The following is a 26,729-nucleotide window of genomic DNA, read 5'->3' on the forward strand; positions in this document are numbered from 1 at the left end:
CGCGGCCGCCCCAAGCGCGATCAGGGCGCGGCAGCGAACTTGCCTTCGTCGAGATCGGCGATCAGCGTGGGGCCGGTCGGCGTCCAGCCGAGCCTGGCCTGCGTTAGCGCGCTGGAGGCCGGCATGTCGAATTGCATGAACATCGCCATCCAGCCGAAATGCGCGGCCGCCTCGTCCGGCGCGATCGAGACCACCGGCAGCTTCAGCCCGCGCCCGAGCGCCTCGGCGATCTCGCGGCTGCGCACGCCCTCCTCGCCGACCGCGTGATAGCGCGCGCCCGGCTGCGCCTTCTCGATCGCCAGACGATAGAGTCGCACCGCATCGGACAGATGGCCGGCCGCCCAGCGGTTGCTGCCGTCGCCGACATAGGCGACCACGCCCTTGTCGCGCGCGATCGCCGCGAGCGGCGTGATCAGTCCTTGCCGATACGGGTTGTGGATCTGCGGCAGCCGCATCACCGAGACGTTGACGCCGGCCTCGAGCAGCGCGTTGCCTGCCTGCTCGGAGCCAATGCGCGGATTCGGGTGCGTGGCGTTGAACACGTCCTCGCTGGCCGGCGCGCCGTGTTCGCCGCTGCCCATGCCGGTGCCCGAGGTGATCAGCAGCGGACGCTCGGAACCCTTCAGCGCCGCGCCGAGCGCCGCGATCGCGCGCTTGTCCTTCTCGCAATTGGCGGCGAAGTTGCTGAAATCGTGGTCGAAGGCCGCGTGGATCACGGCATCGGCCTGGGCCGCGCCCCGCGCCAGGCTGTCCGGATCCTCGAGCGTGCCATGGTGGACCTCGGCGCCGGCCGCGCGCAGCGCCTGCGCGCCGGCCTCCGAGCGCGTCATGCCGAGCACGCGATGGCCGGCCTGGATCAGTTCGGGAACCAGGGCCGAGCCAATGAAACCGGTCGCGCCCGTCAGAAAGATACGCATCGTCAACTCCCTTGGGTCAGTGCGAGCGACTCTCCGGCATTCGCTTATCCCGTTAAAGTAGTGACCTCATCGTAGTAAAGCGACTACCAGGCTTGCCATGAGTTCCGATCCGGCCCGTTCCCTGGGCGACTTCCTGCGCAGCCGTCGCACCCGGCTCGATCCCGCCAGCTTCGGCTTCTCCGGCCGCCGGCGCACGCCGGGGTTGCGCCGCGAGGAAGTCGCGCAGCGCGCCAACATCAGCCCGACCTGGTACACCTGGCTCGAACAGGGGCGCGGCGGTGCGCCGTCGGCGGAGGTGCTGGAGCGGATCGCCGGCGCGCTGCTGCTGACCGACGCCGAACGCGAACACCTGTTCATGGTCGGGCTGGGGCGGCCGCCCGAGGTCCGCTATCGCTCGGCGGCGGGCGTCACCCCGCGGCTGCAGCGCGTGCTCGATGCGCTGGAGCCGAGCCCGGCCATCGTCAAGACGCCGACCTGGGACGTGGTGGCCTGGAATCGCGCGGCGGCGGTGGTGTTGACCGACTACGGCCAGCTGCCCGATGGCGAGCGCAACATTCTGCGCTTCCTGTTCGGCAATCCCGCTGCGCGTGCCAAGCAGCACGATTGGGCGAGGGTGGCACGCTTCGTGGTGGGCGCGTTTCGTGCCGACGTCGTGCGTGCGGGGCTCGCGTCGGAAGCTGGAAACCTGGTGGCCGAGCTGTGCAGGCTCAGCACCGAGTTCGAGGCGCTGTGGCACGACAACGAGGTGTTGAGTCACGGCGAGGGCGGTGGCGTGAAGCATCTCAAGCATCCGCTGCTCGGCGCGATCGAGCTCGAATACTCGGCCTTCGCGGTGGACGGGCGGCCCGATCTGGGCATGATCGTCTACACGCCCGTCGATGCCGGCGTGGCCGCGCGGATTCGCCAGCTCGTGGCCGCACATGGCGTGGCCCAGGCCGCGCGCATGGACGCGGCGATGGAGCCGGCGGAACAGCCGGGGCGATAAAGAGGACGCGGCGCGCGCCCTGGCGCGCCGGTCCTCAGGCCCATTGCCGGCGAGAAGCGCTTACTCCACCGCCAGATCGTCGACCTTCTGCCAGCCGCGCGGCAACAGCCCGCCACGGCTGGCACGCGCGCCCAGGTAGGCGTCCAGGTCCTTGAACGACAGCGACATGGTGCGCTGCCCGCTCTTCACCAGCAGCGTGTTGCCCGGCGCGACCGCGGCGATCGCCACCACCCGCTCGGTGCCGAGCTTGGCCTTGGGGATGTCGATGATCTTGTTGCCCTTGCCCTTGTCCAGCTCGGGCAGGTCGGCGATCGGGAACGCCAGCAGGTGGCCGGCGCTGGTCACCGCGACGATGCGGTCGGTCCCGGCGTTGCCGACCGCGGCCGGCGGCAGCACCTTCGCGTTCGGGGTCAGGTTGAGCATCGCCTTGCCGGCCTTGTTGCGGCTGGTCAGGTTCTCGAAGCGGGTGACGAAGCCGTAGCCGTGCGAGGACGCCAGCACCAGCCGGCTGTCGTTCTCGCCGCTGGCCATGGCCTGGAACGACGCGCCGGAGGCCGGCGAGAAACGCCCGGTCAGCGGTTCGCCGTTGCCGCGCGCCGAGGGCAGCGAATGCACCAGCGTGGAGTAGGCGCGGCCTTCCGAATCCAGGAACGCCACCTGCTGCGTGCTGCGCCCGCGCACCGCGGCCAGCAGGCTGTCGCCGTCGCGGTAGGACAGGCCGGCCGGGTCCACGTCGTGGCCCTTGGCGGCGCGGATCCAGCCCTTCTCCGACATCACGATGGTCATCGGCTCGCTCGGCACCAGCTCGGTCTCGTCGATCGCCTGCGCCGCGCCGCGCTGCACCAGCGGCGAGCGCCGCGCGTCGCCGAACTTCTTGGCGTCGGCGACCAGCTCGTCCTTGATCATCTTCTTCAGCTTGGTCTTGCTGGCCAGCACCGCCTGCAGCTGTTCGCGCTCCTTGGCCAGCGCATCCTGCTCGCCGCGGATCTTCATCTCCTCCAGCCGCGCCAGCTGGCGCAGGCGGGTTTCCAGGATGTAGTCGGCCTGTTCCTCGCTCAGCCCGAAGCGTGCGATCAGCGCCGGCTTGGGCTCGTCCTCGCTGCGGATGATGCGGATCACTTCGTCCAGGTTGAGGAACGCGACCAGCAAACCTTCCAACAGGTGCAGGCGGCGCTCGACCTTGTCCAGGCGATGATTGAGCCGGCGCACCACGGTGTCGCTGCGGAAGCGCAGCCATTCTTCCAGCAGGGTCTTGAGGTTCTTGACCTGCGGGCGGCCATCCAGGCCGATCACGTTGAGGTTGACCCGGTAGCTGCGCTCCAGGTCGGTGGTGGCGAACAGGTGGCCCATCAGCTGCTCGGCATCGACCCGGTTGGAGCGCGGCACCAGCACCACCCGCACCGGGTTGGCGTGATCGGACTCGTCGCGGATGTCTTCCAGCCACGGCAGCTTCTTGGCGCGCATCTGCTGCGCGATCTGCTCGATCACCTTCGACGGCGACACCTGGTAGGGCAGCGCGGTCACCACGATGTTGGCGTTTTCCTTCTGGTAGGTGGCGCGGGCGCGCACGCTGCCGTGGCCGGTCTCGTAGATCGCGCGCAGGTCGGCGGCGGGGGTGATGATCTCGGCGGTGGTCGGGTAGTCCGGACCGCGCACGTGCTCGCACAGGTCGGCGACGCTGGCGTCGGGATCGTCGAGCAGGCGGATCAACGCGCTGACGATCTCGTTGAGGTTGTGCGGCGGCACGTCGGTGGCCATGCCCACGGCGATGCCGGTGGTGCCGTTGAGCAGCAGGTGCGGCAGCCGCGCCGGCATCCAGGTCGGCTCGTCCAGGGTGCCGTCGAAGTTCGGCGACCAGTCCACGGTGCCCTGGCCGAGTTCGCCGAGCAGCACTTCGGCGATCGGGGTCAGCTTGGATTCGGTGTAGCGCATCGCCGCGAACGACTTCGGATCGTCGGTGGAACCGAAGTTGCCCTGGCCCTCGATCAGCGGATAGCGGTAGGAGAACGGCTGCGCCATCAGCACCAGCGCCTCGTAGCAGGCGCTGTCGCCATGCGGGTGGTACTTGCCGATCACGTCGCCGACGGTGCGCGCGGACTTCTTCGGCTTGGCGGTGGCGTTCAGGCCCAGCTCGCTCATCGCGTAGATGATGCGCCGCTGCACCGGTTTGAGGCCGTCGCCGAGGAACGGCAGGGCGCGGTCCAGCACCACGTACATGGAGTAGTCGAGGTAGGCGCGTTCGGCGTATTCGCGCAGCGGCAGCTGTTCGAAACCATGGAAGGCGGGGCGGGCGAGATCGGTCATGCGCAGGAAATACCTATAGGGGAACGCGGCGGCGGGCGCCGCAGGTCAGCCGGTCGATTATCCGGATGCGGCCGGCGATGCCAAGCCGCGCGTGCTGCCGGCGTGGGCCAGATAGCGGGCCGGAGGATGGCCGAAGCGGCCGCGGAAGGCGGTGACGAAGGCGCTGGGGCTGCTGTAGCCCAGCCGGAAGGCGGTGTCGGCGACGCTGGCGCCGTCGCTGAGCCGGCGCAACGCCTCGGCCAGCCGCGCCTGCTGGCGCCAGCCGGCGAAGCCGAACCCGGTCTCGTCGCGGAAGTGCCGGCTCAGGCTGCGCGGCGACAGTCCAGCCCAGTGCGCCCATTGCGCCAGCGAGCGGTCGTCGCCGGGGGTTTCCAGCAACTGGGTGGCGATGCGCAACAGGCGCCGGTCGCGCGGCATCGGCAGATGCAGGTGCTCGATCGGGGCGTTGCGCACCTCGTCCAGCAGCACCGCGCACAGGCGCTGCTGTTCCGCATCCAGCGCCGGCGGCACGCCCCATTGGGTCATCCGCCGCAGCACCTCACGGAACAGGCCGTTCATGCCGATCACGCAGGTCCGCGGCGGCAGGTCGGCGCAGACGTCGGGGCGGATCAGCACCAGATAGCTGCGCACCCGGCCGGACACCTGCACCGTATGCAGTTCTTGCGGCGGCATCCAGCCGGCGCAGCCCGGCGGCAGCGACCACTGGCCATGCGCGGTGCAGGTGCCCAGCACACCGTCCTCGACATAGATCAACTGGCCGCGGACGTGGCGGTGCCAATCCACCTCGCGCCGCAGCGAGACCGGCGAATGCGCCACGAACGCCAGGGCGGGTGGGCCGTCGGCGCGCTCGAACCACTCCATGGCGCGCGGGTCCAGGGCGCTGCCGGGGGCGGCGGCGGGCGAGCCGGGTGCAGCCGCGGTTGGCGCGATTTCGATATCCATTGTCTGGATTGTAATACCGAGCCATGCACACGCGCCGCTACAGTGCGCTCGCCGCCAGCGTTCTCCTGTTGCAACGCAGCATCTACTTTCTTCGGGGATATTTTCTTGACATATATTTCTAAATGAAAATAATTGGCACCCATGAAGTGCCCTCCTTCCCCTCCTGGTCCCCTCTCGCTGCCGGGGCCACCGTCGTTCGGCCTGTTGCTGCGGCAGGTGCGCGACGGCCTGATGCGGCGCCTGGATGCTGCAATGGCAGAACTCGAACCCGGCTTGGGCTTCACCCACTACATCGGGATAAAGGCGCTTTCGTACATGGCGCCTTGCACCGCCAACGAACTGGCCCAGGCCATCGACCAGAACCCCAGCGCGGTCACCCGCCTGCTGGACAAGTTCCAGGACCTGGGCTGGGTGCGCCGCGAGGCGCATGCGCAGGACCGCCGCGCGCTGCAGATCGTGCTGACCGACGAAGGCCGCGCGTTATGGCAACAGCTCAAGCAGCGCGGCGACGACGCCATCGCCAGCGCCCTGCGCGACCTTTCCGCCGATGAGCGCGAACAGCTCACCTCCTTGTTGACCCGCGTCCGCGACTCCCTCAATTCGCCGTGAATCCGCTCATGAACCTTTCCGCTTCGTCCCATCGCCTGCGTCCGTTCGCGGCCGCGGCACTCACCCTGGCGCTGGCCGCCTGCGCCAGCAGCCGTGGCCTGGAACCGCAGGGCCGCCGGCTCGATGCCGACCAGCAACTGCAGGCCGGCAAGACCCTGGCCGCCGACCAGCTGGCGCCGGCCGCCTGGCCGCAGCAGGACTGGTGGAAGGCGCTGGGCGACCCGCAGCTCGACGCACTGATCGCCGAGGCGCTGCAGGGCACGCCGAACCTGGAGGCGGCCGACGCGCGGCTGCGCCTGGCGCAGGCGCAGGCCGGCGCGGCCAATGCCGACCGCGGCGCCAAGCTGTCGCTGTCGGCCGGCTATACCGGGCTGGAGCTGCCCAAGGGCCTGGCCGGCGACGAGATCGGCGGCAAGTACATCCACAACGAGCAGGCGGTGCTGGATTTCAGCTACGGCTTCGACCTGTGGGGCGGCAAGCGCGCGGCCTGGGAAGCGGCGGTGGATCAGGCGCATGCGGCGCAGGTCGATGCGCAGGCCGCGCGCCTGGACCTGTCGGCCGGCGTGGCCCGCGCCTATGCGCAGCTCGGCTACGCCTGGCGCCTGTACGACCTGGCCGGCGAGGAGCTGGCGCGTTCGGAGAACAGCCTGAAGCTGGTGCGGCAGCGCGTCGGCGCCGGCATCGACAGCAACCTGCAGCTGCGCCAGGCCGAGGCGCGGGTGCCGGCCGCGCGCCAGCAGCAGCAGGCGGCGCAACAGCAGATCGACGAGGCGCGCACCGCGCTGGCGGCGCTGCTCGGCCGCGGCCCGGACCGCGGGCTGGAGATCGAACGCCCGCGTCCGCTCGATCCGGTGGCGGTGCAACTGCCGTCGGTGCTGCCCAGCGACCTGCTCGGGCGGCGTCCGGACGTGGTCGCCGCGCGCTGGCGGGTCGAGGCGTCGTCGCAGAGCATCGGCGCGGCCAAGGCGCAGTTCTATCCGAGCATCAACCTGCTCGCGCTCGGCGGTGTCGCCGCGACCAATCCCGCCGACCTGTTCAAAAGCGACGCGCTGCTCGGCGTGTTCGCGCCGAGCGTGAGCCTGCCGCTGTTCGACAGCGGCCGCCTGCGCAGTCAGCTGGCCGAGCGCGATGCGCAATACGACCTGGCGGTGGCCACGTACAACCAGGCGCTGGTGGCGGCGCTGCGCGAGGTCGCCGACCAGGTCAGCGCGGCGCGTTCGCTGGCGCAGCAGGCGCAGCAGCAGGCGCAGGCGGTGAGCACCGCGCAGGCCGCCTTCGACTTGGCGCAGCAGCGCTACCGGGCCGGCATCGGCAACTACCTGGACGTGCTGAGCGTGCAGCAGCAGTTGCTCGAGGCGCAGCAGCGCCTGGCTTCGCTGCAGTCCAACCAGATCCTGGTCTCGGTGCGCCTGAATCAGGCGCTGGGCGGCGGCTACGAAGCCACCTCCGCCGCCGACGCGCCGCTGACCTCTTCCGCTTCCACGCATTCCTGAGACCGCTGCAATGAATCAGACAACGACCCCCGATTCCTCCGCTCCCGCCCCCAGCCGGCGCGGCATGCTGCTGCGCGGCCTGGCCGTGCTGGTGGTGCTGGTGCTGATCGCGCTGGCGATCTGGTACTTCGTCTCCGGCCGCTGGCACGAAGACACCGACGACGCCTACGTGCAGGGCAACCTGGTGCAGATCACGCCGATGGTGGCCGGCACCGTGGTCAGCATCGGCGCCGACGACGGCATGCGCGTGGAGCGCGGCCAGTTGCTGGTCAAGCTCGATCCGGCCGACACCCAGGTCGCGCTGCAGCAGGCCGAGGCCAATCTGGCGCGCACCGTACGCCAGGTGCGCGGCCTGTTCCGCAGCGTGCAAGGCGCGCAGGCCGAACTGTCGTCGCAGCAGGTGACCCTGCAGCGCGCCCGTGCCGACGTCGCCCGCCGCGCCAGCCTGGTCGCCACCGGCGCGATTTCCGCCGAAGAACTGGCGCATGCGCGCGACCAGCTGGCCGCCGCCGAGGCCGCGGTCAGCGGTTCGCGCGAGACGGTGGAGCGTAACCGCGCGCTGATCGACGACAACGGCGTGGCCCACCAGCCCGACGTGCAGGCCGCCGCCGCGCAGGTGCGCCAGGCGTTCCTCAACAACGCCCGCAGCGCGATCGTCGCGCCGGTGTCCGGCTACGTCGCACGGCGCTCGGTGCAGGTCGGCCAGCGCGTGCAGCCCGGCACCGCGCTGATGGCGGTGGTGCCGCTGGAGCAGGTGTGGGTGGAAGCCAACTTCAAGGAAACCCAGCTCAAGCACATGCGCCTGGGCCAGCCGGTGGAACTGGAGTCGGACCTGTACGGTGGCGCGGTGCGCTACCAGGGCACGGTGCAGAGCCTGGGCCTGGGCACCGGTAGCGCGTTCTCGCTGCTGCCGGCGCAGAACGCCAGCGGCAACTGGATCAAGATCGTGCAGCGCGTGCCGGTGCGCATCGCCATCGATTCCAAGCAGCTGGCGCAGAACCCGCTGCGCATCGGCCTGTCGATGAAGGTGGACGTGAACCTGCACCAGCAGAACGGCGGCGTGCTGCCGACCAAGTTCGCCACCGGCACGCTGCTGGACACCGACGTCTATGCGCAGCAGCTGAGCCAGGCCGACGAGGCCATCGCGCAGATCATCCACGCCAACCTGCCCGACGCCAAGGCGAACTGAGTCCGGCCATGTCCAACCAAGCTGCCACTCCTGCCGCGCCCGGGGCTCCGGGCGCACCGGCGATGGGCTTCCGCCCGCCCAGCGTGGCCTTGTGCACGGTGGGCCTGGCGATGGCCTCATTCATGCAGGTGCTCGACACCACCATCGCCAACGTCTCGCTGCCGACCATCGCTGGCAACCTCGGCGCCAGTTCGCAGCAGGCGACCTGGGTCATCACCTCGTTCGCGGTCAGCAATGCGATCGCGCTGCCGCTGACCGGCTTCCTCAGCCGCCGCTTCGGCGAGACCAAGCTGTTCGTGTGGGCCACGCTGTCCTTCACCATCGCCTCGCTGCTGTGCGGCCTGGCGCAGAGCATGGGCATGCTGGTGGTGTCGCGCGCGATCCAGGGCTTCGTGTGCGGGCCGATGTACCCGATCACGCAGAGCCTGCTGGTGTCGATCTACCCGCGCGAGAAACGCGGGCAGGCCCTGGCGCTGCTGGCGATGATCACCGTGGTCGCGCCGATCGCCGGCCCGATCCTGGGCGGCTGGATCACCGACAACTACAGCTGGGAATGGATCTTCCTGATCAACGTGCCGCTGGGCATCATCGCCGCGATCGTGGTCGGCTCGCAGCTGCGCGACCGTCCGGAACCGACCGAGCGCCCGCGCATGGACTACGTCGGCCTGATCACCCTGATCATCGGCGTCGGCTGCCTACAGCTGGTGCTGGACCTGGGCAACGACGAGGACTGGTTCAGTTCGGACAAGATCGTGGTGCTGGCCGCGATCTCGGCGGTGGCGCTGGCGGTGTTCCTGATCTGGGAACTGACCGACAAGGATCCGATCGTCAACCTGCGCCTGTTCCGCCACCGCAACTTCCGCGCCGGCACCATGGCGCTGATCGTGGCCTACGCCGCGTTCTTCAGCGTGTCGCTGCTGATTCCGCAGTGGCTGCAACGCGACATGGGCTACACCGCGATCTGGGCCGGCCTGGCCACCGCGCCGATCGGCATCCTGCCGGTGCTGATGACCCCGTTCGTCGGCAAGTACGCCTCGCGCTTCGACCTGCGCATGCTCGCCAGCGTCGCCTTCATCTTCATGGCGGCGACCAGCTTCATGCGCTCGGACTTCAACCTGCAGGTCGATTTCGCCCACGTGGCCGGGGTGCAGTTGCTGATGGGCGTGGGCGTGGCGCTGTTCTTCATGCCGGTGCTGCAGATCCTGCTGTCGGATCTGGACGGGCGCGAGATCGCCGCCGGTTCCGGCCTGGCCACGTTCCTGCGCACGCTGGGCGGCAGTTTCGCCGCCTCGCTGACCACCTACCTGTGGGCCAAGCGCACGCAATTGCACCATGCGCACCTCACCGAGCACATCTCCACGTATACGCCAGGGATGCAGGAGCAGGTACAGGCGATGGGGCAGGGCGACCTGCAGACCGGTGCCGCCTTCCTCAACAACACCATCAATCACCAGGCCTCGCAGATGGGCTTCAACGACATCTTCTACCTGCTGGGCTGGACCTTCCTGGGCATCATCTTCTTCCTGTGGCTGGCCAAGCCGCCGTTCGCGGGCGGTGGCGGGGCGGCGGCCGCGGGCGGTCACTGAGTCCGGCGCGCCGGCAACGACGAAACCCCGCCGCGTGCGGGGTTTCGTTTATGTGCGGGATGCGCCCGGCGCCTGCCAGCGCCGCGCTTGCCGCCGCGGCGACCGGCGGACCAGAATGCCGCTCCCTCGCACGTATCGGCAGGTTCGGACATGCAGCGTTTTCTGCGCGCCTTGTGGTCTCGCCCGGATTCCCCGCGGCCGCGTCGCGGCGCCGCGCGCGCGCTGCGGTCTGCGACGCTGCTGCTGTGCCTTGGCGCCCTCGGCATCGGCAGCGCCAGCGCGCAGGCCGAGCCGAGCGCGGCAGCGATCACGCCGACCGACCGCCTGCACGAAGCCTGGTGGGCACAGCGCCACCAGCAGGTGCTGGAGCAGGCGCGCGCGCACCCGGATACGCCGCTGCTGCTGATCGGCGACTCGATCACCCACAACTACGACAAGGCGAATGCGCCGGACGAGGATTTCCAGCCGACCTGGCAGACCTTCTACGGCAGCCGCGGCGCGCTGAACCTGGGGTTCAGCGGCGATGCCACCGAGCATGTGCTGTGGCGGCTGCAGCACGGCGAAGTGGATGGCCTGCAGCCCAAGGTCGCAATGCTGCTGATCGGCACCAACAACACCGGGCACGAGCAGCACAGCGCCGCGGACACGGTGCGCGGCATCGACGCGGTGGTGGCGACCCTGGAGCAGCGCCTGCCGAAGACCCGCATCCTGCTGCTCGGCCTGCTGCCCAGCGCCGGATCGGCGCAGAAGCGCGCGCGCGACGCCGAGGTCAACCGTGCCCTGGCGGTGCGCTACGGCGACAATCCGCGCGTCGCGTATCTCGACATCGGCTCGGTCTTTCGCAAGGACGGCGCGCTCGACCAGAGCCTGTTCTACGACCCGCGGCTGCATCCGCCGGGCGGCGCCCTGCATCCGGACACGCGCGGCCAGCGGCTTATGGCCGAGGCGATCGAGCCGACCCTGGCGCGCCTGCTCGGCGAGCCGCCGCGGGTGCCGCTGGCGGCGATGACCGAGGTCAATCCCGCGCTCATCCCGGTGCCGTGGCTGGAGCAGGATTCCTACGACTGGTACGCACGCCACCACGCGGCGCTGGACGCGGCGCGCGGGTTGCAGCCGGACGTGGTGATGCTCGGCGACTCGATCACCCACTTCTGGGCCGGGCCGCCGCAGGCCGTGCGGGTCAGCGGCGCGCAGGCCTGGCAGCGCACCTTCGGCAAGGCCAGGGTGTTGAACCTGGGCTTCGGCTGGGATCGCACCCAGAACGTGCTGTGGCGGCTGCGGCAGGGCGAAGTGGACGGCCTGGCGCCGCGCTGGGTGGTGATCAACATCGGCACCAACAACCTCACCGGCACCGAGAACGCGCGCGCCAGCACGCCGCAGGAAGCGGCCGACGGCGTGGCCGCGGTGGTCGCCGAGGTGCGCCAGCGGCTGCCGCGCAGCAAGATCGTGCTGATGGGGATCTTCCCGCGCGGCTTCGCCGCCGACGGGCCGTTGCGCGGCCCGATCGCGCAGACCAATCGCCTGCTGGCCGCGCGCTTCGGCCACGATCCGGCGGTGCGCTGGCTGGATATCGGCGCGCGCTTCCTGCAGCCCGACGGGCGCCTGCCGCAGGCGCTGATGCCCGACAGTACCCATCCCAACGAGGACGGTTACCGGATCTGGGGCGAGGCGCTGCGCGAGATCGGCGTCGGCGGTTAAAGCACCGACAGGGAGAGATAGCCACTGTAGGAGCGGCTTCAGCCGCGACAGGCGCTATCGGTAACGCGTGTCGCGGCTAAAGCCGCTCCTACGGTGGTGGCGCAGGCCAACCCCGCACTCCATGCGCCGGAGGCCGAGGGCAGGCGCTAGGCGCCCGTGGCGGGAATCCCTTGCCGGCGAATGCTGCGCGCTCAGCCCTTGTCCGGCTTCAGCAGTTCCAGCACCGCTTCGCGGCGCCGCGCCGGCAGATTGCGGTAGCGGGTCAGCAGCGCCTGCTCGTGCGTGTCGTGCGCCTGCAGCGCGTAATCGGCCGGCAGGTCGTGCAGGCGCGCGCCGCCCTGGCCGCAGATCAGTTCGTCCAGCGAACGCTTGAGCACGCCGCGCAGGTTGGGCAACAGGCGGAAGCTCGGGGTCTCGCGATCGTTCTCCCACGCCGACACCGACGACTTGGTCACGCCGAGTGCGAAGCCCAATTGTTCCTGGGTGAGCCCGGCGGCTTTCCTGGCTTCGCGCAAACGGTCGCCGAAGCTTTTCATCGCGGTGGGCCTTGCAGTTACGGGGCCTACCAAGATATGGAGCATCCGTAACCTTGTCGTACAGCCATGCTTGACTCTAGATGTTCGGAGATTCGATACTTTGGCGGTGCGGGCCGCGCTGACACGTGATGGCGCGCACAGCGGACACGGACGACCGAGGAGTGCATGGTATTTCGCCTATTTTCCATTGCCGTTGCAGCCACGGCGCAGCGGCGCCGCGTGGCGTTTCTTCCCAGGACCGGCCGCGCCACGACGCGCGAGCGTGGTGCGGCCGCCGCCGCGACGGAGGGTGGCGCATGGCCACCTACGAAGTGAAGCTGCGGCGCGTGGCGCAGCTGGAGCCGGCGGTGTACGTGCTGGTCCACGCCGCCAACGCATATCTGGCGGCGCGCGCCGCCGAGCGCCACAACCCGGGCTATCGTGCGTACATGGTCGCGGTGTGGGTGGATGGCGTGCGTGTGGACATCGGCGCGTTTCGCCCGCCGTATCGCTGAGTGCGCGGCGGCCGATTGCGTGCGGCGCAGCGCCGTGCGCTGCCTGGCGTGGTGACATACGTTGCGGCAATGCGGGCGCGGAATCGTTGGCCGCCGCCTGAAGGGCGCCTTTAATAACTCCATTTCTGAAGCTGCACGCTGCACGCTGCGCGTGGCGATGGCGTGTTCTTTTTTTTGTCGCGGCTGAAGCCGCTCCTACACACGCGCGCCTTGCTCGTGTAGGAGCGGCTTCAGCCGCGACAGGAGGACGAAGCGGCCGTGATGCCAAAGCGTCCATGAAAACGCGGCTGCAACGCCACCGTCCACCGCCAATGCGCCTTAGCCACTCCATGGCATCTGGAACGTCTCGATGCCGAAACCTGCGGGCTAGGCGTGTCGACATCTCGCAAGTGCATCGACATGCTTTTGGGGATTATTAGAGGTGCCCTGATGGCGGGCATCGGCTGAGACGCAGGCAACAAAAAACCCGCCGAAGCGGGTTTTCCTTACAACGCTTGCCGTATCGATGGTGCCCAGGAGAGGACTCGAACCTCCACGAAGTTGCCCCCGCTAGCACCTGAAGCTAGTGCGTCTACCAATTCCGCCACCTGGGCGATACAGGCGCGGAATTCTGCTGGCAGCGCGTGGGACTGTCAAGCAAGTTTTTTGGTACAGCGCGGCGGTTACGCGACAGCCGCTGTTGTTCGCCGCATCGCTCCCTCAACTGGCCGCGCATGCGGAGCGATCGGAGGCATGAGTTCCGTTCGCGACATCGCGGCCTGGGTGATGGGAGACATCGGTCGCATCGGGAATCGCCGAGCGCTGTGCGGTTCGACGCGTCAGTGGCTGGCGTCGTAGGAGGGGACTTCAGCCCGGACACGCCATTGCCGCCGAATCCTCGGGACGAGTCGTTGCAGAAGAACGTCCACGCAGGCCTGCACGGAAGAGTGCGCTGGCGCCGCCGCGCGAACCATCGCGTCACGGCCGCGAACGCCGGGCAAAAAAAATCCCGCCGAAGCGGGTTTTTCTTTGCTGCTGTATCGAATGGTGCCCAGGAGAGGACTCGAACCTCCACGAAGTTGCCCCCGCTAGCACCTGAAGCTAGTGCGTCTACCAATTCCGCCACCTGGGCGATACAGGCCGAGAATTTTGTCGGGTGCGCGCGTCGCTGTCAAGCGGCGTTTAAGCGCGCTTCGGCTGTGCCGTGCCAGCGGCGCGCGGCCGCAGGCCGATGCGTCAGCTGGCAGTGAAGTGCAGGCCCTGATAGATCGCGCAGCGGTAGCCGAGCGTGGCGCCGTTCTGCCGGTAGCAGGGCAGTGCGGCCTTCGGTCAACCGATATGTGCCAATGCGCAGGCCGCCACGGGGCTGGGTCGGAGTGGCGTTGTCGGTACCGGGCCTGCACTGGCTCAGGTCGATCGCGATCGCGGCCGAGGCGTCGCTCTCCGGCGACCGGGCAATCGAGCGATCAGGGCATCGCGGAATCAGGCGCGCCTCTGGCGGTGGGTAGCCCGCGGAACGCGCGTTGCACGTCGGCATTGACAAGGGCGCGCGGCGCCTGCAAAATTCGCGGCTTCCATCGCCCAGATGGCGGAATTGGTAGACGCACTAGCTTCAGGTGCTAGCGGGGGCAACTTCGTGGAGGTTCGAGTCCTCTTCTGGGCACCATATGCAAGACGCGGGAGCGCTGAATTCCCGCAACGACCGGCCCGCTGACGCGGGCCTCGTCGTTTCTGGGGGTCTCTGCCGCCAGGGCCTGGCCGCCGGTTTGCGTGTGTTGACGACCCAGCGAGTACCATGGGCAGATGACCAATAGAAAAGCCAAGTCCGGCAAGTCCGGCAAATCCGCATCCCACGATACGCCCGCCAGCAAGGCCGGCACCCCGGCGGCTCCGCCGCCGAAGAAATCCAAGATGCCGTCGTGGATGCCCAGCCTCCCCAGTTTCCTGCGGCGCAGTCCCAAGCCGCCGTTGCAGCCGCTGCATCCACCCGAGCCGGTGTCCGCGCCGTCCTCGCGCAAGAAGCCGCCCGCACCGGTGGTCGATCCGTACGCCGCCCGCGAGGCCGAGCGCTATGCTGAGCCGATCGCCAGCCGCGAGGCGATCCTGCAGTTGCTGGACCGTTGCGACGGCCCGCAGACGCTCGAGGAACTGGCCGGGCAACTGGGCCTGACCGAGCCGTCGCGCATGGAGGCGTTGAGCAAGCGCCTGGGCGCGATGCTGCGCGAGGCGCAGCTGGTGCAGAACCGCCGCGGCGGCTATGCGCCGGTGCAGCAGACCAATCTGATTCCCGGCGTGGTGATCGCCAATCCCGACGGTTTCGGCTTCCTGCGTCCGGACGAAGGCGGCGACGATCTGTTCCTGCCGCCCTACGAAATGCGCAAGGTGCTGCATGGCGACCGCGCCCTGGCCAACGTCACCGGCATCGACCGCCGCGGCCGCCGCGAAGGCAGCATCGCGCGGGTGCTCGAGCGCGGCCTGACCCGCCTGATCGGCCGCTTCAGCATGGAAGGCGGCATCGCCTACGTGGTGCCGGACGACAAGCGCATCCAGCGCAACGTGCAGATCCCCATCGATGCGACGGGCGAGGCCCGCGACGGCCAGCTGGTGGTGTGCGAACTGACCTCCACTCCGGATGGGCGTCGCCCGCCGATCGGCAAGATCATCGCCGTGCTCGGCGACAAGCTGACCCCGTCGCTGCTGGTGGAAGCGGCGATCCATGGCCACGAGTTGCCGTACGAATTCCCGCAGGAAGTGCTGGACGAGGCCGCGGCGGTGCCGCTGACGGTGGAGCCGGCGGCGATCAAGGGCCGCGTGGACCTGCGGCAGACGCCGCTGGTGACCATCGACGGCGCCGACGCCAAGGACTTCGACGACGCGGTGTTCTGCGAACCGAACGCGGAAGGGTTCCGCCTGGTTGTGGCGATCGCCGACGTGTCGCACTACGTGCGTCCGGGCACGCCGCTGGACACCGAGGCGGTCAAGCGCGCGACCTCGGTGTATTTCCCGGGTTTCGTGGTGCCGATGCTGCCGGAGACGCTGTCCAACGGCATCTGTTCGCTCAACCCCAAGGTCGACCGCATGTGTTTCGTCTGCGACATGCAGATCGACCGCCAGGGCGAGGTGACCGGCGCACGCTTCTACGAGGCGGTGATGAACTCGCACGCGCGGCTCACCTACGACCAGGTGTGGCAGGCGGTGGGCGAGAAGGACGAGCAGGTGCGCAAGGACGTGGCTGCGGTGCTGCCGCACCTCGAGCGCCTGTACCAGCTGTACCAGGTGCTGGCCAAGGCGCGTTCGCGCCGTGGCGCGATCGAGTTCGAGACCTCGGAAGTGCGCTTCGTGCTCGACAACACCGGCGAGGTGACCCAGGCCGGCATGCTGGTGCGCAACGACGCGCACAAGCTGATCGAGGAATGCATGATCGCCGCCAACGTGGCGGCGGCGCGGCACCTGCTGGAGGCGCGCATCCCGGCGCCGTACCGCGTGCACGAGCGGCCGCCGGAGTCGAAGTACGCCGACCTGCTGGAGTTCCTCAAGGAATTCAAGCTGAGCCTGCCGCCGTGGAACAAGGTGGTGCCGGGCGACTACACCAAGCTGCTGAAGAAGGTGCGCGAGCGCCCCGACGCGGCCTTGCTGGAGTCGGTGCTGCTGCGCAGCCAGAGCATGGCGGTGTACTCGCCGGACAACGCAGGCCACTTCGGCCTGGCGCTGGAGGCGTATGCGCACTTCACCTCGCCGATCCGCCGTTATCCGGATCTGCTGGTGCACCGCGCGATCAAGTACGCGCTGACCCGCGGCGCGCCGGACAAGTACCTGTATTCGCCGCGCGAGATGACGGCGCTGGCGCTGCAGTGCTCCGAACGCGAGCGCCGTGCCGACGAGGCCGAGCGCGAGGTCGACGAGCGCTACCGCGCGGCGTGGATGGAAAAGCATGTCGGCGGCCAGTTCGACGGCGTGGTCAGCGGCGTCACCAGCTTCGGCCTGTTCGTGGAGCTGGACCAGTCCAAGGTCAACGGCCTGATCCACGTGACCCAGCTGCCGCAGGACTATTACCAGTTCGACGCGGTGCGCAAGACCCTGTCCGGCGAACGCCGCGGCATGCAGTTCCGCCTCGGCGACCGGGTCCGCATCCTGGTGCTGAAGGCGAGCATGGAAGAACGCAAGATCGATTTCCGCCTGGTGGTGGAAGGCGAGCCGATGACCGACATGCCGCCGCCGCCGGAACGCGGGCAGCAGCCGGCCAAGCGCAAGAAAAAGAAGTACTGACGGCGCAGGATCGCGGCCGGTCGCGTGGCGGCCGCCGCGATCGCTGGCTCCCTGCGCGAGGCGCGGGGGGCGTTTCCTGCGCGATGCGATTCGCAACGGAGAGCAGACATGGACCACGACGAGTACAGCGGCGGTTGCCAGTGCGGTGCGGTGCGCTTCCGGGTACGCGGCCGGCTGGACGATGCTTCTATCTGCCATTGCCGGATGTGCCAGAAGGCGTTCGGCGCCTATTACGCGCCGCTGGTGTCCACGCGCGGCGCCGAGTTGCTGTGGACGCGCGGGGCGCTGAAGCATTTCCAATCGTCCAATCTGGTGCGGCGCGGTTTTTGCGGCGACTGCGGCACGCCGCTGACCTACGAGGCGCCGGACGGCGTCGCCGTGGCCGCCGGCGCGTTCGACGATCCGGCGGCGCTGCCGCCGCGGATCCAGTACGGGCTGGAAGGCAAGCTGCCGTTCGTGGACGGCCTGCACCGGCTGACCGCGATCCGCACCGATGGCGATCTGGACGCGGCGCCGTTCCTGGCGCAGGTGGTGTCGTACCAGCATCCGGACCACGACACCGAACGCTGGCCGGGCTGAGTCAGGATGCTGGCCGGCCGAGGCGGGCAAGCCCGGTCGCAGCGGGCGCCTGCGCGACGGTCTGTCGTCGCTCAAGCAGGCCGCGGCGCGCTGCGCGACGGCATGGTGTGGGCGTATTCTGGGAACTGCGCCGCATTGGCCACCGGCGTGCGCCCGCCCCTCTACGATGGCGCAGGCGCTTCGGTGCGGTTCCGCACGGGCTGGCGCAATGCCTGCATGCCGCTAAGCAAGCCGAGCCAACGCCTCCTGTAGGAGCGGCTTCAGCCGCGACGCGCGCAGCCCAAGCGCCGCACTGACCGCCGAGGCTCGGCTGCATCCTCGCGCGCGGAATCGGGAAGCCACTGACGCCGCACTTCCTATTCCCCAGTCCCAATTCCCCATTCCCAGCCCCACCATGTGACGCGAGCAGCCGCAACGCCTACCATGCCCGCTTTCCTCCTCGCAGCCCCCGCCTCATGAGCAAGCAGAACCAGTGGATCGTCGGCGTCAACGCCGTGGCATCGTCGATCGAGAACGATGCCGACAACGTGCGCGAAGTGCTGGTCGAGGCGGGCAGCAAGAACCCGCGGCTGGTGGAGATCGAGGAGAACGCGCGGCGCAAGGGCATCGAGGTGCGGCGGGTCAACACCCAGGCGCTGGACGGCGTCGGTGGCTCGGTGCGGCATCAGGGCGTGGCCGCGCGCTATGCGGCGGCGCGTACCTGGGGCGAGAACGAACTGGAAGGCCTGGTGACCGCCGCCGAAGGCCGCGCGCTGCTGCTGGTGCTCGACGGCGTGCAGGATCCGCACAACCTTGGCGCCTGCCTGCGCAGCGCGGCTGCGGCTGGCGCGACCGCGGTGGTGATTCCGAAGGACAAGTCGGCACCGGTCAACGCCACCGTGCGCAAGACCTCGGCCGGCGCCGCCGATCGCATTCCGATCGTGGCGGTGACCAACCTGGCGCGCTGCCTGCGCGACCTGCAGAAGCAGGGCGTGTGGATCTACGGCCTGGTCGGCGAGGCCGACACCTCGCTGTACGCGCAGGACCTGCGCGGCAACGTGGCGCTGGTGCTGGGCGGTGAATCCGACGGCCTGCGCCGCCTGACCCGCGAGCACTGCGACGGCCTGGTCAAGATTCCGATGCCGGGCGATATCGAGAGCCTCAACGTGTCGGTGGCGACCGGCGTGACCCTGTTCGAGGCGGTGCGGCAGCGCATGGGCTGAGGCTGCGGGTGCGCTTGGGGCGCGTAGATTGCTGCGCGAGTGACGGGTGTGCCGGGATGGTGCCGTTGTAGGAGGGGCTTCAGCCCGACCGAGGCCGAAATCGTTTGACTCTTCCGCTTCGTTCGTCGCGACTTCAGGGCGCCTCTAATAACTTCGTTCCGCAAGCCGCAAGCCGCAAGCCGCATGCTGCGCGTGCGATGGCGTGTCGTTCCTGTCGCGGCTGAAGCCGCTCCTACAAGAGCATGGCGCATGTTGTAGGAGCGGCTTCAGCCGCGACAGGAGGACGAAGTGGCCGTAATGCCAAAGCATCCCTGAAAAACGCGGCCGTAACGCCACCGAGTCCATCGCCAATGCGCCTTTGCCGCTTCATGGCATCTCGAACGCATCGATGCCGGAACCTGCGGGCTGGGCGTGTCGGCGTCTTGCAAATGCGTCGGTGTGCTTTTTTGGATTATTAGTGGCTCCCACGGTGGGCGCGGGATGCACTGCCGGTTGCGCTTGAAGGGGCTTCGGCCTCTCGGTGCTATCCGAAAGCGGGAGGGCCGCCATGCAGTCTGTCGCGGCTGAAGCCGCTCCTACAAAGGCGTTGGGACGCTGGTTTGGTGCATTGTAGGAGGGCTTCATCCTTGCCGGCATCTCGAGCACGGAAGGTGCGGTTACTTCGATTGTTGCGGTGGAAGCCGCCGCTTCCGGTGGGAGCAGAAGGCAACGCCGGCTGGGTGCCTGTGGGAGGGCTTCAGCCCCGACTGCACGATGGCAGAAGGTTTTTGGGGCTGGGCGCGTCGCGGCTGATGGCCCGGCGCAGTCCGACGGCGCCAGGCCTGCCGCTTCGCGCGCCGCGGCCACCCGAAGCCGCTTGCCAGGCGTCTCTGGCTCAATCCTGGGCGATCGCCGTGGTCGCGGCATTCGCCACCGCCGATGCTGCCGGTGCCGACGCAGTCCCTGTGGCCGCAGCCGAGGTGCCGCTGCCGCCCAGTGCCTGGTACAGGGTGACGTCGTTGTCGAGCTGGTCGAGCCTGGCCTGGGCCAGGGTCAGTTCCGCGCTGCGCCGGGTCTGCTGCGCATCCAGCCAGGTGCGCAGGTCGCTGGCGCCGCTGCGGTAGCGCACTTCGTACATGCGCTCCACGTCGCGGGCGGCGTCGAAGGAGCGCTGCGCCGACGCCACCTGCACCTGCAGTTGCGTGCGCGCCGACAAGGCGTTGTCGACGTCGCCCAGGGCGGTATACAGCGTGGTGCGGAAGGTGCTGGCGGCGATTTCGTAGCTGGTGCCGGTGATGCGGGTGTTGAGCTGGGCCTGGCGCAGGTTGAGGAACGGCAGGGTCAGCCCGGCGCCGAGTGTGGCCAGCGGATTCTTCAGCACGTTGGCCAGCGTGGGGCTGCTGCCGTCGAGCGAGCCGTTCAGGCTCAGGGTCGGGTAATAGCTGGTCGCGGTGACCTTGATGTCGGCCAGTGCGCTGCGCAGCCGCAGTTCGGCCGCGCGCAGGTCCGGTCGGCGGGCGAGCAGTTGCGCAGGCAGGCCCGGCGCCAGCGGTGGGCGTGCGATCGCGTCCAGATTCTGCGGCTCTTCCGCCTGCGGCCACGGCCGACCGTCCAGCAGCACGGTCAGCGCGGTGCGCGCCTCCACCCGTTGCTGCAGCAGCTTGCTCTGCGCGGTGCGCTGGCTGTCCAGGTTCTGCTCGGCCTCGCGCACTTCCAGGCGCGACACGGCGCCGGCCTGGAACTGCGCCCGCACCAGTTGCAGGGTCTTGGCCAGGCGCGCGAGGTCTTCCTCGCCCGCGGCGATGCTCTGGTTGAGATAACCGAGTTGCCAGTACTGGCTGCAGACCTCGCCGACCAGGGCCAGTGCGGTGTTCTCGCGGTCCTCGTCGCTGGCCTCGGCTTCCCAGCGGTCGGCGTCGCGCTGTGCGCGCAGCTTGCCCCACAGGTCGATCTCCCAGCTCAGCGACACGCTGGCGGCATGGCTGCGGGCGACGTCGTCGTGATGGTCGGTGGCGCGGCTGCCGGAGGCGCTGACGCTGCCGCTGGCGCTGGGCCACAGGTCGGTCTCGCTCAGGCCGGCCTGCAGCCGCGCCTGGCGCAGGCGCAATCCGGCCGTGGCCAGGTCGGCGTTGACCGCCAGCGCGCGTGCGACCAGGCGGTCCAGGCGCGGATCGCCGAAGCCTTGCCACCAGGCATCGGCGGCGATGTCCTGGGCGGGGTAGGTGGCCTGCATCGCCAGCGGCTGGCGCGCGCCGCCCGCGTGGTCGGCGCCGGCGGCGTATTGCTGCGGCACGTCGATCGGCGCGGCACGGTATTGGCCGGTGCTGACGCAGCCGGACAAGGTGGCGAGCAATGCCAGCGGCAACAGCGCCGCGCGCAACGAGGAGAGCATGTTCATTCGCGGGCCAAGGCCTCCACGGGATCGAGTTGCGCGGCGTTGCGCGCGGGCAGGAAGCCGAACACCACGCCGATCAGGCTGGAGCAGGCGAAGGCGGCGACGATCGAGCCGGTCGAGAAGATCATGCTGAAGCTGCCGCCGGCCGCGGCGAACACCCGACCCAGCGCCAGCGCCAGGCCGACCCCGAGCAGGCCGCCGAGCAGGCACACCAGCACCGCCTCGATCAGGAACTGCTGCATGATGTCGCTCTGCCGCGCGCCGACCGCCATGCGCACGCCGATCTCGCGGGTGCGCTCGGTCACCGACACCAGCATGATGTTCATCACCCCGATGCCGCCCACCACCAGCGCGATGGCGGCGATCGCGCCGATCATCAGGGTCAGCGTCTGCGTGGTCTTCTCGATGGTCTCGCGGATCTCGGCGCTGTTGCTGAGGAAGAAATCCTCGCTGCCGTGGCGCAGTTTCAGCAGCCGCGTCACCGCCTGCTCGGCCGCATCCATCGGCGTGGCATCGGACACGCGCACGGTGATGCTGGACACGTAGCTCTGCCCGAGCATGCGCGACATCGCGGTGGTGTAGGGCACCCAGACGCTCAGCGAGGAACTGCTGCCGAAGCCGGTGGTCTGCTTCTGCGCCACGCCGACCACGCGCACCGGCACGTTGCCGAGCAGGATCACCTGGCCGATCGGGCTGCGCGGCGAACTGCCGAAGAACTGCGCGCGGGTGTTCTGGTCGATCACCGCCACCTGCTCGATGCCCGACACCGCCTCGGCGCCGAAGAACGCGCCTTCGGCCAGCTTCAGTCCCTTGACCCGGAAATACTGCTCGCCGACGCCGCTGACCTGGGCGGTGGACGACTGGTTGCCGTAGCGTGCGGTGACCGAAGTGGAGACGTTGGGCGTGGCGCTGTCCACGTAGCTCTGCTGCGCCAGCGCGGTGGCGTCGCGCGCCTTGAGCGTCTGCACCCGGCCCGAGCGCATGTCGCCGAAGCCGCTGCCCGGATAGACCTCGATGGTGTTGGTGCCGAGCGCGGAGATGTTGGACAGGATCTGCTGCTGCGAGCCGTTGCCCAGCGCAACCACCGAGACCACAGAGGCGATGCCGATGATGATGCCGAGCATGGTCAGGAAGGTGCGCAGGCGGTGCGCGTTCATCGCCAGCAGCGCCATCCGGAACGCTTCGGTGAAGCGGTCGCGCAGCGCCTGGAAGCGGTTGCCGCTGGCGCTGGGCGGTGGCAGGCGGCGTGCGGCGCGGCGCGCGTCGATCGCCGGATTGGCGCGGTCGGCGATGATCGCGCCGTCGCGGATCTCGATGATCCGCTGCGCGTGCTGCGCCACCGCCATGTCGTGGGTGACGATGATGATGGTGTGGCCTTCGGCATGCAGCTCGCCGAGGATCGCCATCACTTCCTCGCCCGAGCGCGTGTCCAGCGCGCCGGTGGGCTCGTCGGCCAGGATCACCTGGCCGCCGTTCATCAGTGCGCGCGCGATCGACACGCGCTGCTGCTGGCCGCCGGAGAGCTTGCCGGGAGTGTGCCCGGCGCGGTCGCTGAGTCCCAGCCGGCGCAGCAGCTCGGCCGAGCGCGCGCTGCGCGCCGCCGCCGGCATGCCGGCGTACACCGCCGGCACTTCGATGTTGCCGCTGGCGTCGAGATCGCCGAGCAGGTGGTAGCGCTGGAAGATGAAGCCGAAGTGCTCGCGGCGCAGCTGCGCCAGCTCGTCAGGCTGCATCGCGCCGGTGGCGCGGCCGGCCACGCGGTAGCTGCCGGCGGTGGGCCGGTCCAGGCAGCCGAGGATGTTCATCAGGGTGGACTTGCCGGAGCCGGACTGGCCGACGATGGCCACCATCTCGCCGGCGGCGATGTCCAGGTTGACGTCGCGCAGCACGACCAGGGTCTCGTCGCCGGCGGGGAACTCGCGGCGCAGGTCGCGCAGTTGCAGCAGGGCTTCGCTCATGGCCGGCGCCTCACATGCCCATCGGCGGTGGGCCGCCGCCGGGGCCGCCGCGGCGCTGGCTGTTCTTCTCGCTGGCCGCCTGCTTGGTCGCGGCGGTGGCCTCGCCGACCACCACCCGCTCGCCCTCGCGCAGGCCGCTCTTCACTTCGGCCAGCGCGTTGTTGTCGAGGCCTATGCTTACGGCGCGCGGCTGCGGGCGTCCGTCGGCGCCGACCACCCGCACCGTGTAGCGGCCGTCGCCGCGTTTGTCGCCCAGCGCCGCCGAGGGGATGCTCAGCACCTTGTCGGCCTTGCCGAGCACGATGCTGACCTGCGCGGTCATGTAGGTGCGCAGTTCGCGGTCGGCGTTGTCCACGTCGAACAGGCCGTTGTAGTAGATCGCCGAACTGGAGGTGGACGTGGACGAGGACGAGGTGGACGAGGAGGTGCTGTCCTCGCTGGTCACCGATTCGGGCGCCGGGGCGATGTCGCGCAGGATGCTGGTGTAGCGCTTGTCGGGGTTGCCGAGGATGCTGAAGTGCACCGGCTGGCCCTCCTTGGTCTTGACCACGTCGGCTTCGGAGATTTCCGCGTACACGGTCATGATGTTGAGGTTGCCGAGCATGACGATGGTCGGCGTGCTCTGGTTGGCGTTGACCGTCTGCCCCTGCTTGGACACCACCGCGACCACGGTGCCGTCGATCGGCGCGGTGATCTTGGTGTAGCCGAGGTTGGTCTGCGCGTTTTCCACCGTGGTCTGCTGCTCGGCGATGGTGGCGTCGAGCGCGGCGATCTGCGCGCGGGTGCCTTCCAGCGTGGCGAGCGCGCTGTCGTAGTCGGCCTGGGAGGTGGCTTCGGCGGCCAGCATCTGCTGCTGGCGCTTGAACGCCAGTTCGTACTGGCGCAGGTTGGCGACCTGCACCTGGCGCGTGGCGCGCGCGTTCTGCAGCGCCGCCTGCGCGCTCTTGAGCGTGTTGAGCTGTGTGCGCGAATCGATCTCGGCGATCAGGTCGCCGGCCTTGACGTTGTCGCCGAGCTTGACCTTCAGCGACTCGATGCGGCCGGACGCCTGCGCGCCGACGCTGACCAGCTGAGACGGTTTGATCGTGCCGGTGGCCTCGACGGTCTGCTCGATGTCGCCGCGCACCACCGGCGAGGTGGCCAGGGTCGGTGCTTCCGGCGGGCGCAGCCACCAGGCCGCGATCGCGGCGAGCAGCAGCAGCGCGAGGATCGACAGCACGATCCGGTTGCGTCGTGTCGTGGGAAGCGCGGATTTCACGGAGGCGGAACCTGTGGCCTGGCCGCGTGCTGCGGCGTCGACAGCAGCATGGCGGCCGCGCCCGTGCGGCCTCAACGCACGTTGTGTGTCGGCGTGTATCGGGTTCAGCGTGGCCGGTATCGGCGTGTTTCCGGCCGCGCCGGCGATACGCGGCGACACGCAGCGGGCGCGCGCGCCGATCGGCTAGGATGGATCATCGCCGCATGAAGGAAGAACCGACGATGCATCGCCTGCTGGTGGTCGACGACGACGTCGACATCCGCACCCTGCTGGCCGAACAGTTGGGCCGCGCCGGCTACCAGGTCAGCACCGCCAGCGACGGCGCGCAGATGCGCCAGGTGCTGGAGCGCGAACACGTGGACCTGATCGTGCTCGACCTGAACCTGCCGCGCGAGGACGGGCTGACCCTGTGCCGCGACCTGCGCGCCAGGTCGAGCACGCCGGTGATCATGCTGACTGCGCGCAGCGAGCCGATCGACCGCGTGCTCGGCCTGGAGATGGGCGCCGACGACTACCTGGCCAAACCGTTCGAGCCGCGCGAATTGCTGGCGCGGATCCGCAACGTGCTGCGCCGGACCGAGGCGCTGCCGGCCAACCTGGAGCCGCTGGCGATCCGCCGCGCGCGCTTCGGCGGCTGGCTGTTCGACCTGGAACAACGCCACCTGGTCGATCCGGGCGGCAGGGTGGTGGTGCTGTCCGGCGCCGAATTCCGCCTGCTGCGGGTGTTCGTCGGCCATGCCAACAAGGTGCTGTCGCGCGAACAGCTGGTGGCGTTGAGCAGCGGCCGCCAGTACGAGGCGCAGGACCGCGCGATCGACCTGCAGATCAGCCGCCTGCGGCAGAAGCTGGGCGACAGCGGCGGCGACGGCCTGATCAAGACCGTGCGCAACGAAGGCTATGTGCTGGCCGCGGCGGTGGCGCTGGAATGAAGCGGCTGCGCCTGTTCTTCGCCTCGATGGCCGGGCGCCTGTTCCTGATCCTGCTGCTGGGCATGGCCTGCGCGGCCAGCTTCGCCACGCTGCTGGCCAATGCCAAGCGCCGCCAGGAATTCGACCGGCAGAACATGGAGCGCACCGCCGACCGCCTGCAGAGCTTCGTCGAACTGCTGCAGAGCGCCAGCCCGGAACTGCGCGCGCGGCTGCTGTCGCTGGGCGGGCCGGGCATCCGCATCCTGCCGGCCACGGCACGCGCGCAGGCGCCGGACCCGGCGTTCGCCGCGGTGCTCGGCGCGCGCAGCGGCGCGCTCGCGCAGGCGCAGGTGTCGCGCCTGGACATGCCCGCCTGCATGCCGCAGCGCCCGGATTTCCTGCCGCCGCCGCAACGCCGCGACTTCGAGCGCGAGGACGCTGCGCTGGAACCGCCGACCTGCCGGCTGATCGCCCTGCGCCTGGACGACGGCACGCCGCTGCGGCTGGGCCTGCAGACCCAGCCGATCGCGCGGCAGACCGCGCTGGCGGTGGACCCGTTGTTCCTGTCGCTGCTGGCGCTGGCGATCGCGCTGCTGGCCTATGTGGTCGCGCGCATCGCCAGCACGCCGCTGCAGCGGCTGGCCGACGCCGCCGATGACCTCGGCCAGGACCTGCAGCGCCCGCCGCTGCAGGTGCGCGGGCCGCTGGAAGTGCGCCGTGCCGCGCAGGCCTTCAATGCGATGCAGCAGCGCCTGCAGCGGCACCTTGGCGAACGCACGCAGATGCTGGCGGCGATCACCCACGACCTGCAGACCCCGTCCACGCGGCTGCGGCTGCGGCTGGAGAACGTGCAGGACGAAGCGCTGCGCGAGCGCCTGATCGGCGACCTGGCGGCGATGCAGGCGTTGATCCGCGAAGGCCTGGAGCTGGCGCGCAGCGCTGAGACCGCCGAACGCCGCGCCGCGCTGGACCTGGATTCGCTGCTGCAGAGCGTGGTCGAGGACGCGGCCGAAGCCGGCGCCGACGCGGTGTTCGAACACGGCTGCGGCGCGGTGCTGCCTTTGCGGCCGTTGGCGATGCACCGGCTGTTCTCCAACCTGATCGACAACGCCCTGAAGTATGGCGGCGCGGTGCGGGTCGCCGCCGAGCGCCATGCCGACGGCGCGCTCAGTGTGTATGTGCGCGACCGCGGCCCGGGTATCGCCGAGGCCGAACTGGAGACGGTGTTCGATCCGTTCGTGCGGCTGGAGACCTCGCGCTCGCGCGAGACCGGCGGCGCCGGCCTGGGCCTGACCATCGCCCGCGCGCTGGCCGAGAAGGACGGTGCCACGCTGCGCCTGCGCAACCTGCCGGCAGGCGGCCTGGAGGCCTGCGTGCACTGGGCCGCGCCGCTGCGCCGCAGCTGAGCGCCGCAAGCGCGTCCACCCGCGGCGGCGGATTTTTGCCTACCAT

Annotated in this window: 20 protein-coding genes and 3 tRNA genes; 13 read left to right on the plus strand and 10 right to left on the minus strand. The window is 69.5% G+C overall.

Features of this window, described 5'->3' with window-relative positions; genetic code table 11:
- Nucleotides 1–20 precede the first annotated feature (20 nt).
- Nucleotides 21–917 carry an SDR family oxidoreductase gene (locus tag AB3X08_RS08365; protein ID WP_369937559.1) on the minus strand — a complete coding sequence of 299 codons (897 nt, stop codon included), beginning with the start codon at nucleotides 915–917 and terminating at the stop codon, nucleotides 21–23.
- A gap of 97 nt (nucleotides 918–1,014) precedes the next feature.
- Here AB3X08_RS08365 and AB3X08_RS08370 point away from each other — a divergent pair, with 97 nt between their 5' ends.
- A complete protein-coding gene (locus tag AB3X08_RS08370) occupies nucleotides 1,015–1,902 on the plus strand; it encodes a helix-turn-helix transcriptional regulator (RefSeq protein ID WP_369937561.1) in 888 nt (295 codons plus the stop codon).
- A 60-nt stretch (nucleotides 1,903–1,962) separates the two neighbouring features.
- On the opposite strand, the gene parC is transcribed toward AB3X08_RS08370, so the two are convergent.
- Together parC and AB3X08_RS08380 are read right to left on the minus strand one after the other, a co-directional pair.
- Entirely contained in the window at nucleotides 1,963–4,206 is a 2,244-nt protein-coding gene (gene parC, locus AB3X08_RS08375) for a DNA topoisomerase IV subunit A (RefSeq protein ID WP_369937562.1), read from the minus strand.
- 57 nt (nucleotides 4,207–4,263) lie between these two features.
- Nucleotides 4,264–5,148: a helix-turn-helix domain-containing protein gene (locus AB3X08_RS08380; RefSeq protein ID WP_369937563.1), complete on the minus strand. Its 885-nt coding sequence runs from the start codon at nucleotides 5,146–5,148 to the stop codon at nucleotides 4,264–4,266.
- 141 nt (nucleotides 5,149–5,289) lie between these two features.
- Between AB3X08_RS08380 and AB3X08_RS08385 the strand changes: the two genes are divergently transcribed.
- The 5 genes from AB3X08_RS08385 (at nucleotide 5,290) to AB3X08_RS08405 (ending at nucleotide 11,723) form a co-directional block, all read left to right on the plus strand.
- A complete protein-coding gene (locus AB3X08_RS08385; RefSeq protein WP_369937564.1) occupies nucleotides 5,290–5,757 on the plus strand; it encodes a MarR family winged helix-turn-helix transcriptional regulator in 468 nt (155 codons plus the stop codon).
- 8 nt (nucleotides 5,758–5,765) lie between these two features.
- Nucleotides 5,766–7,250, plus strand: coding sequence for an efflux transporter outer membrane subunit (locus tag AB3X08_RS08390; RefSeq protein ID WP_369937565.1), 1,485 nt, complete (start codon nucleotides 5,766–5,768; stop codon nucleotides 7,248–7,250).
- A gap of 10 nt (nucleotides 7,251–7,260) precedes the next feature.
- Complete coding sequence (locus tag AB3X08_RS08395) at nucleotides 7,261–8,439, plus strand: efflux RND transporter periplasmic adaptor subunit (protein ID WP_369937566.1); 1,179 nt, start codon at nucleotides 7,261–7,263, stop codon at nucleotides 8,437–8,439.
- An 8-nt stretch (nucleotides 8,440–8,447) separates the two neighbouring features.
- Nucleotides 8,448–10,025 carry a DHA2 family efflux MFS transporter permease subunit gene (locus tag AB3X08_RS08400; RefSeq protein ID WP_369937567.1) on the plus strand — a complete coding sequence of 526 codons (1,578 nt, stop codon included), beginning with the start codon at nucleotides 8,448–8,450 and terminating at the stop codon, nucleotides 10,023–10,025.
- 150 nt (nucleotides 10,026–10,175) lie between these two features.
- Nucleotides 10,176–11,723 carry a GDSL-type esterase/lipase family protein gene (locus tag AB3X08_RS08405; protein ID WP_369937568.1) on the plus strand — a complete coding sequence of 516 codons (1,548 nt, stop codon included), beginning with the start codon at nucleotides 10,176–10,178 and terminating at the stop codon, nucleotides 11,721–11,723.
- Between the two features lie 191 nt (nucleotides 11,724–11,914).
- Here the strand turns inward: AB3X08_RS08405 and AB3X08_RS08410 are convergent, their stop codons facing one another.
- Nucleotides 11,915–12,259 (minus strand): helix-turn-helix domain-containing protein, encoded by a 345-nt coding sequence (locus tag AB3X08_RS08410; protein WP_184410436.1) that lies wholly within the window; start codon nucleotides 12,257–12,259, stop codon nucleotides 11,915–11,917.
- Nucleotides 12,260–12,555: 296 nt separating this feature from the next.
- Between AB3X08_RS08410 and AB3X08_RS08415 the strand changes: the two genes are divergently transcribed.
- Nucleotides 12,556–12,753 (plus strand): hypothetical protein, encoded by a 198-nt coding sequence (locus AB3X08_RS08415; RefSeq protein WP_369937569.1) that lies wholly within the window; start codon nucleotides 12,556–12,558, stop codon nucleotides 12,751–12,753.
- A gap of 506 nt (nucleotides 12,754–13,259) precedes the next feature.
- Here the strand turns inward: AB3X08_RS08415 and AB3X08_RS08420 are convergent.
- The 3 genes from AB3X08_RS08420 to AB3X08_RS08430 all read right to left on the minus strand — a co-directional run bounded on the left by AB3X08_RS08420 (nucleotide 13,260) and on the right by AB3X08_RS08430 (nucleotide 14,269).
- A tRNA-Leu gene (locus AB3X08_RS08420) sits at nucleotides 13,260–13,346 on the minus strand.
- 431 nt (nucleotides 13,347–13,777) lie between these two features.
- Nucleotides 13,778–13,864 (minus strand) — tRNA-Leu (locus tag AB3X08_RS08425).
- A 39-nt stretch (nucleotides 13,865–13,903) separates the two neighbouring features.
- Nucleotides 13,904–14,269 (minus strand): VirK family protein, encoded by a 366-nt coding sequence (locus AB3X08_RS08430; RefSeq protein WP_369937570.1) that lies wholly within the window; start codon nucleotides 14,267–14,269, stop codon nucleotides 13,904–13,906.
- 42 nt (nucleotides 14,270–14,311) lie between these two features.
- Here AB3X08_RS08430 and AB3X08_RS08435 point away from each other — a divergent pair.
- From AB3X08_RS08435 to rlmB, 4 genes are all read left to right on the plus strand, one after another.
- Nucleotides 14,312–14,398 (plus strand) — tRNA-Leu (locus tag AB3X08_RS08435).
- 137 nt (nucleotides 14,399–14,535) lie between these two features.
- Nucleotides 14,536–16,998: a ribonuclease R gene (gene rnr / locus AB3X08_RS08440; RefSeq protein ID WP_369937571.1), complete on the plus strand. Its 2,463-nt coding sequence runs from the start codon at nucleotides 14,536–14,538 to the stop codon at nucleotides 16,996–16,998.
- A 108-nt stretch (nucleotides 16,999–17,106) separates the two neighbouring features.
- Complete coding sequence (locus AB3X08_RS08445) at nucleotides 17,107–17,577, plus strand: GFA family protein (protein ID WP_369937572.1); 471 nt, start codon at nucleotides 17,107–17,109, stop codon at nucleotides 17,575–17,577.
- A gap of 455 nt (nucleotides 17,578–18,032) precedes the next feature.
- Nucleotides 18,033–18,779, plus strand: a complete 747-nt coding sequence (gene rlmB, locus AB3X08_RS08450; RefSeq protein WP_369937573.1) for a 23S rRNA (guanosine(2251)-2'-O)-methyltransferase RlmB — start codon at nucleotides 18,033–18,035, stop codon at nucleotides 18,777–18,779.
- A gap of 874 nt (nucleotides 18,780–19,653) precedes the next feature.
- Here rlmB and AB3X08_RS08455 read toward each other — a convergent pair.
- The 3 genes from AB3X08_RS08455 to AB3X08_RS08465 are packed head-to-tail and all read right to left on the minus strand — an operon-like array spanning nucleotide 19,654 to nucleotide 24,369.
- On the minus strand, nucleotides 19,654–21,150 hold the full coding sequence (locus AB3X08_RS08455) for an efflux transporter outer membrane subunit (RefSeq protein ID WP_369937574.1): 1,497 nt from the start codon (nucleotides 21,148–21,150) through the stop codon (nucleotides 19,654–19,656).
- 2 nt (nucleotides 21,151–21,152) lie between these two features.
- Entirely contained in the window at nucleotides 21,153–23,111 is a 1,959-nt protein-coding gene (locus tag AB3X08_RS08460) for a MacB family efflux pump subunit (RefSeq protein ID WP_369937575.1), read from the minus strand.
- A gap of 10 nt (nucleotides 23,112–23,121) precedes the next feature.
- Entirely contained in the window at nucleotides 23,122–24,369 is a 1,248-nt protein-coding gene (locus AB3X08_RS08465) for an efflux RND transporter periplasmic adaptor subunit (protein WP_369937577.1), read from the minus strand.
- 203 nt (nucleotides 24,370–24,572) lie between these two features.
- Between AB3X08_RS08465 and AB3X08_RS08470 the strand changes: the two genes are divergently transcribed.
- Entirely contained in the window at nucleotides 24,573–25,298 is a 726-nt protein-coding gene (locus tag AB3X08_RS08470; protein WP_369937578.1) for a response regulator, read from the plus strand.
- Nucleotides 25,295–26,683 (plus strand): ATP-binding protein, encoded by a 1,389-nt coding sequence (locus AB3X08_RS08475; RefSeq protein ID WP_369937579.1) that lies wholly within the window; start codon nucleotides 25,295–25,297, stop codon nucleotides 26,681–26,683. Before AB3X08_RS08470 ends, AB3X08_RS08475 begins: the two co-directional genes overlap by 4 nt.
- Nucleotides 26,684–26,729: the final 46 nt, after the last annotated feature.

Origin of the sequence: Xanthomonas sp. DAR 34887 (assembly GCF_041245805.1) — a bacterium.
In the GTDB taxonomy this organism is placed as follows: domain Bacteria; phylum Pseudomonadota; class Gammaproteobacteria; order Xanthomonadales; family Xanthomonadaceae; genus Xanthomonas_A; species Xanthomonas_A tesorieronis.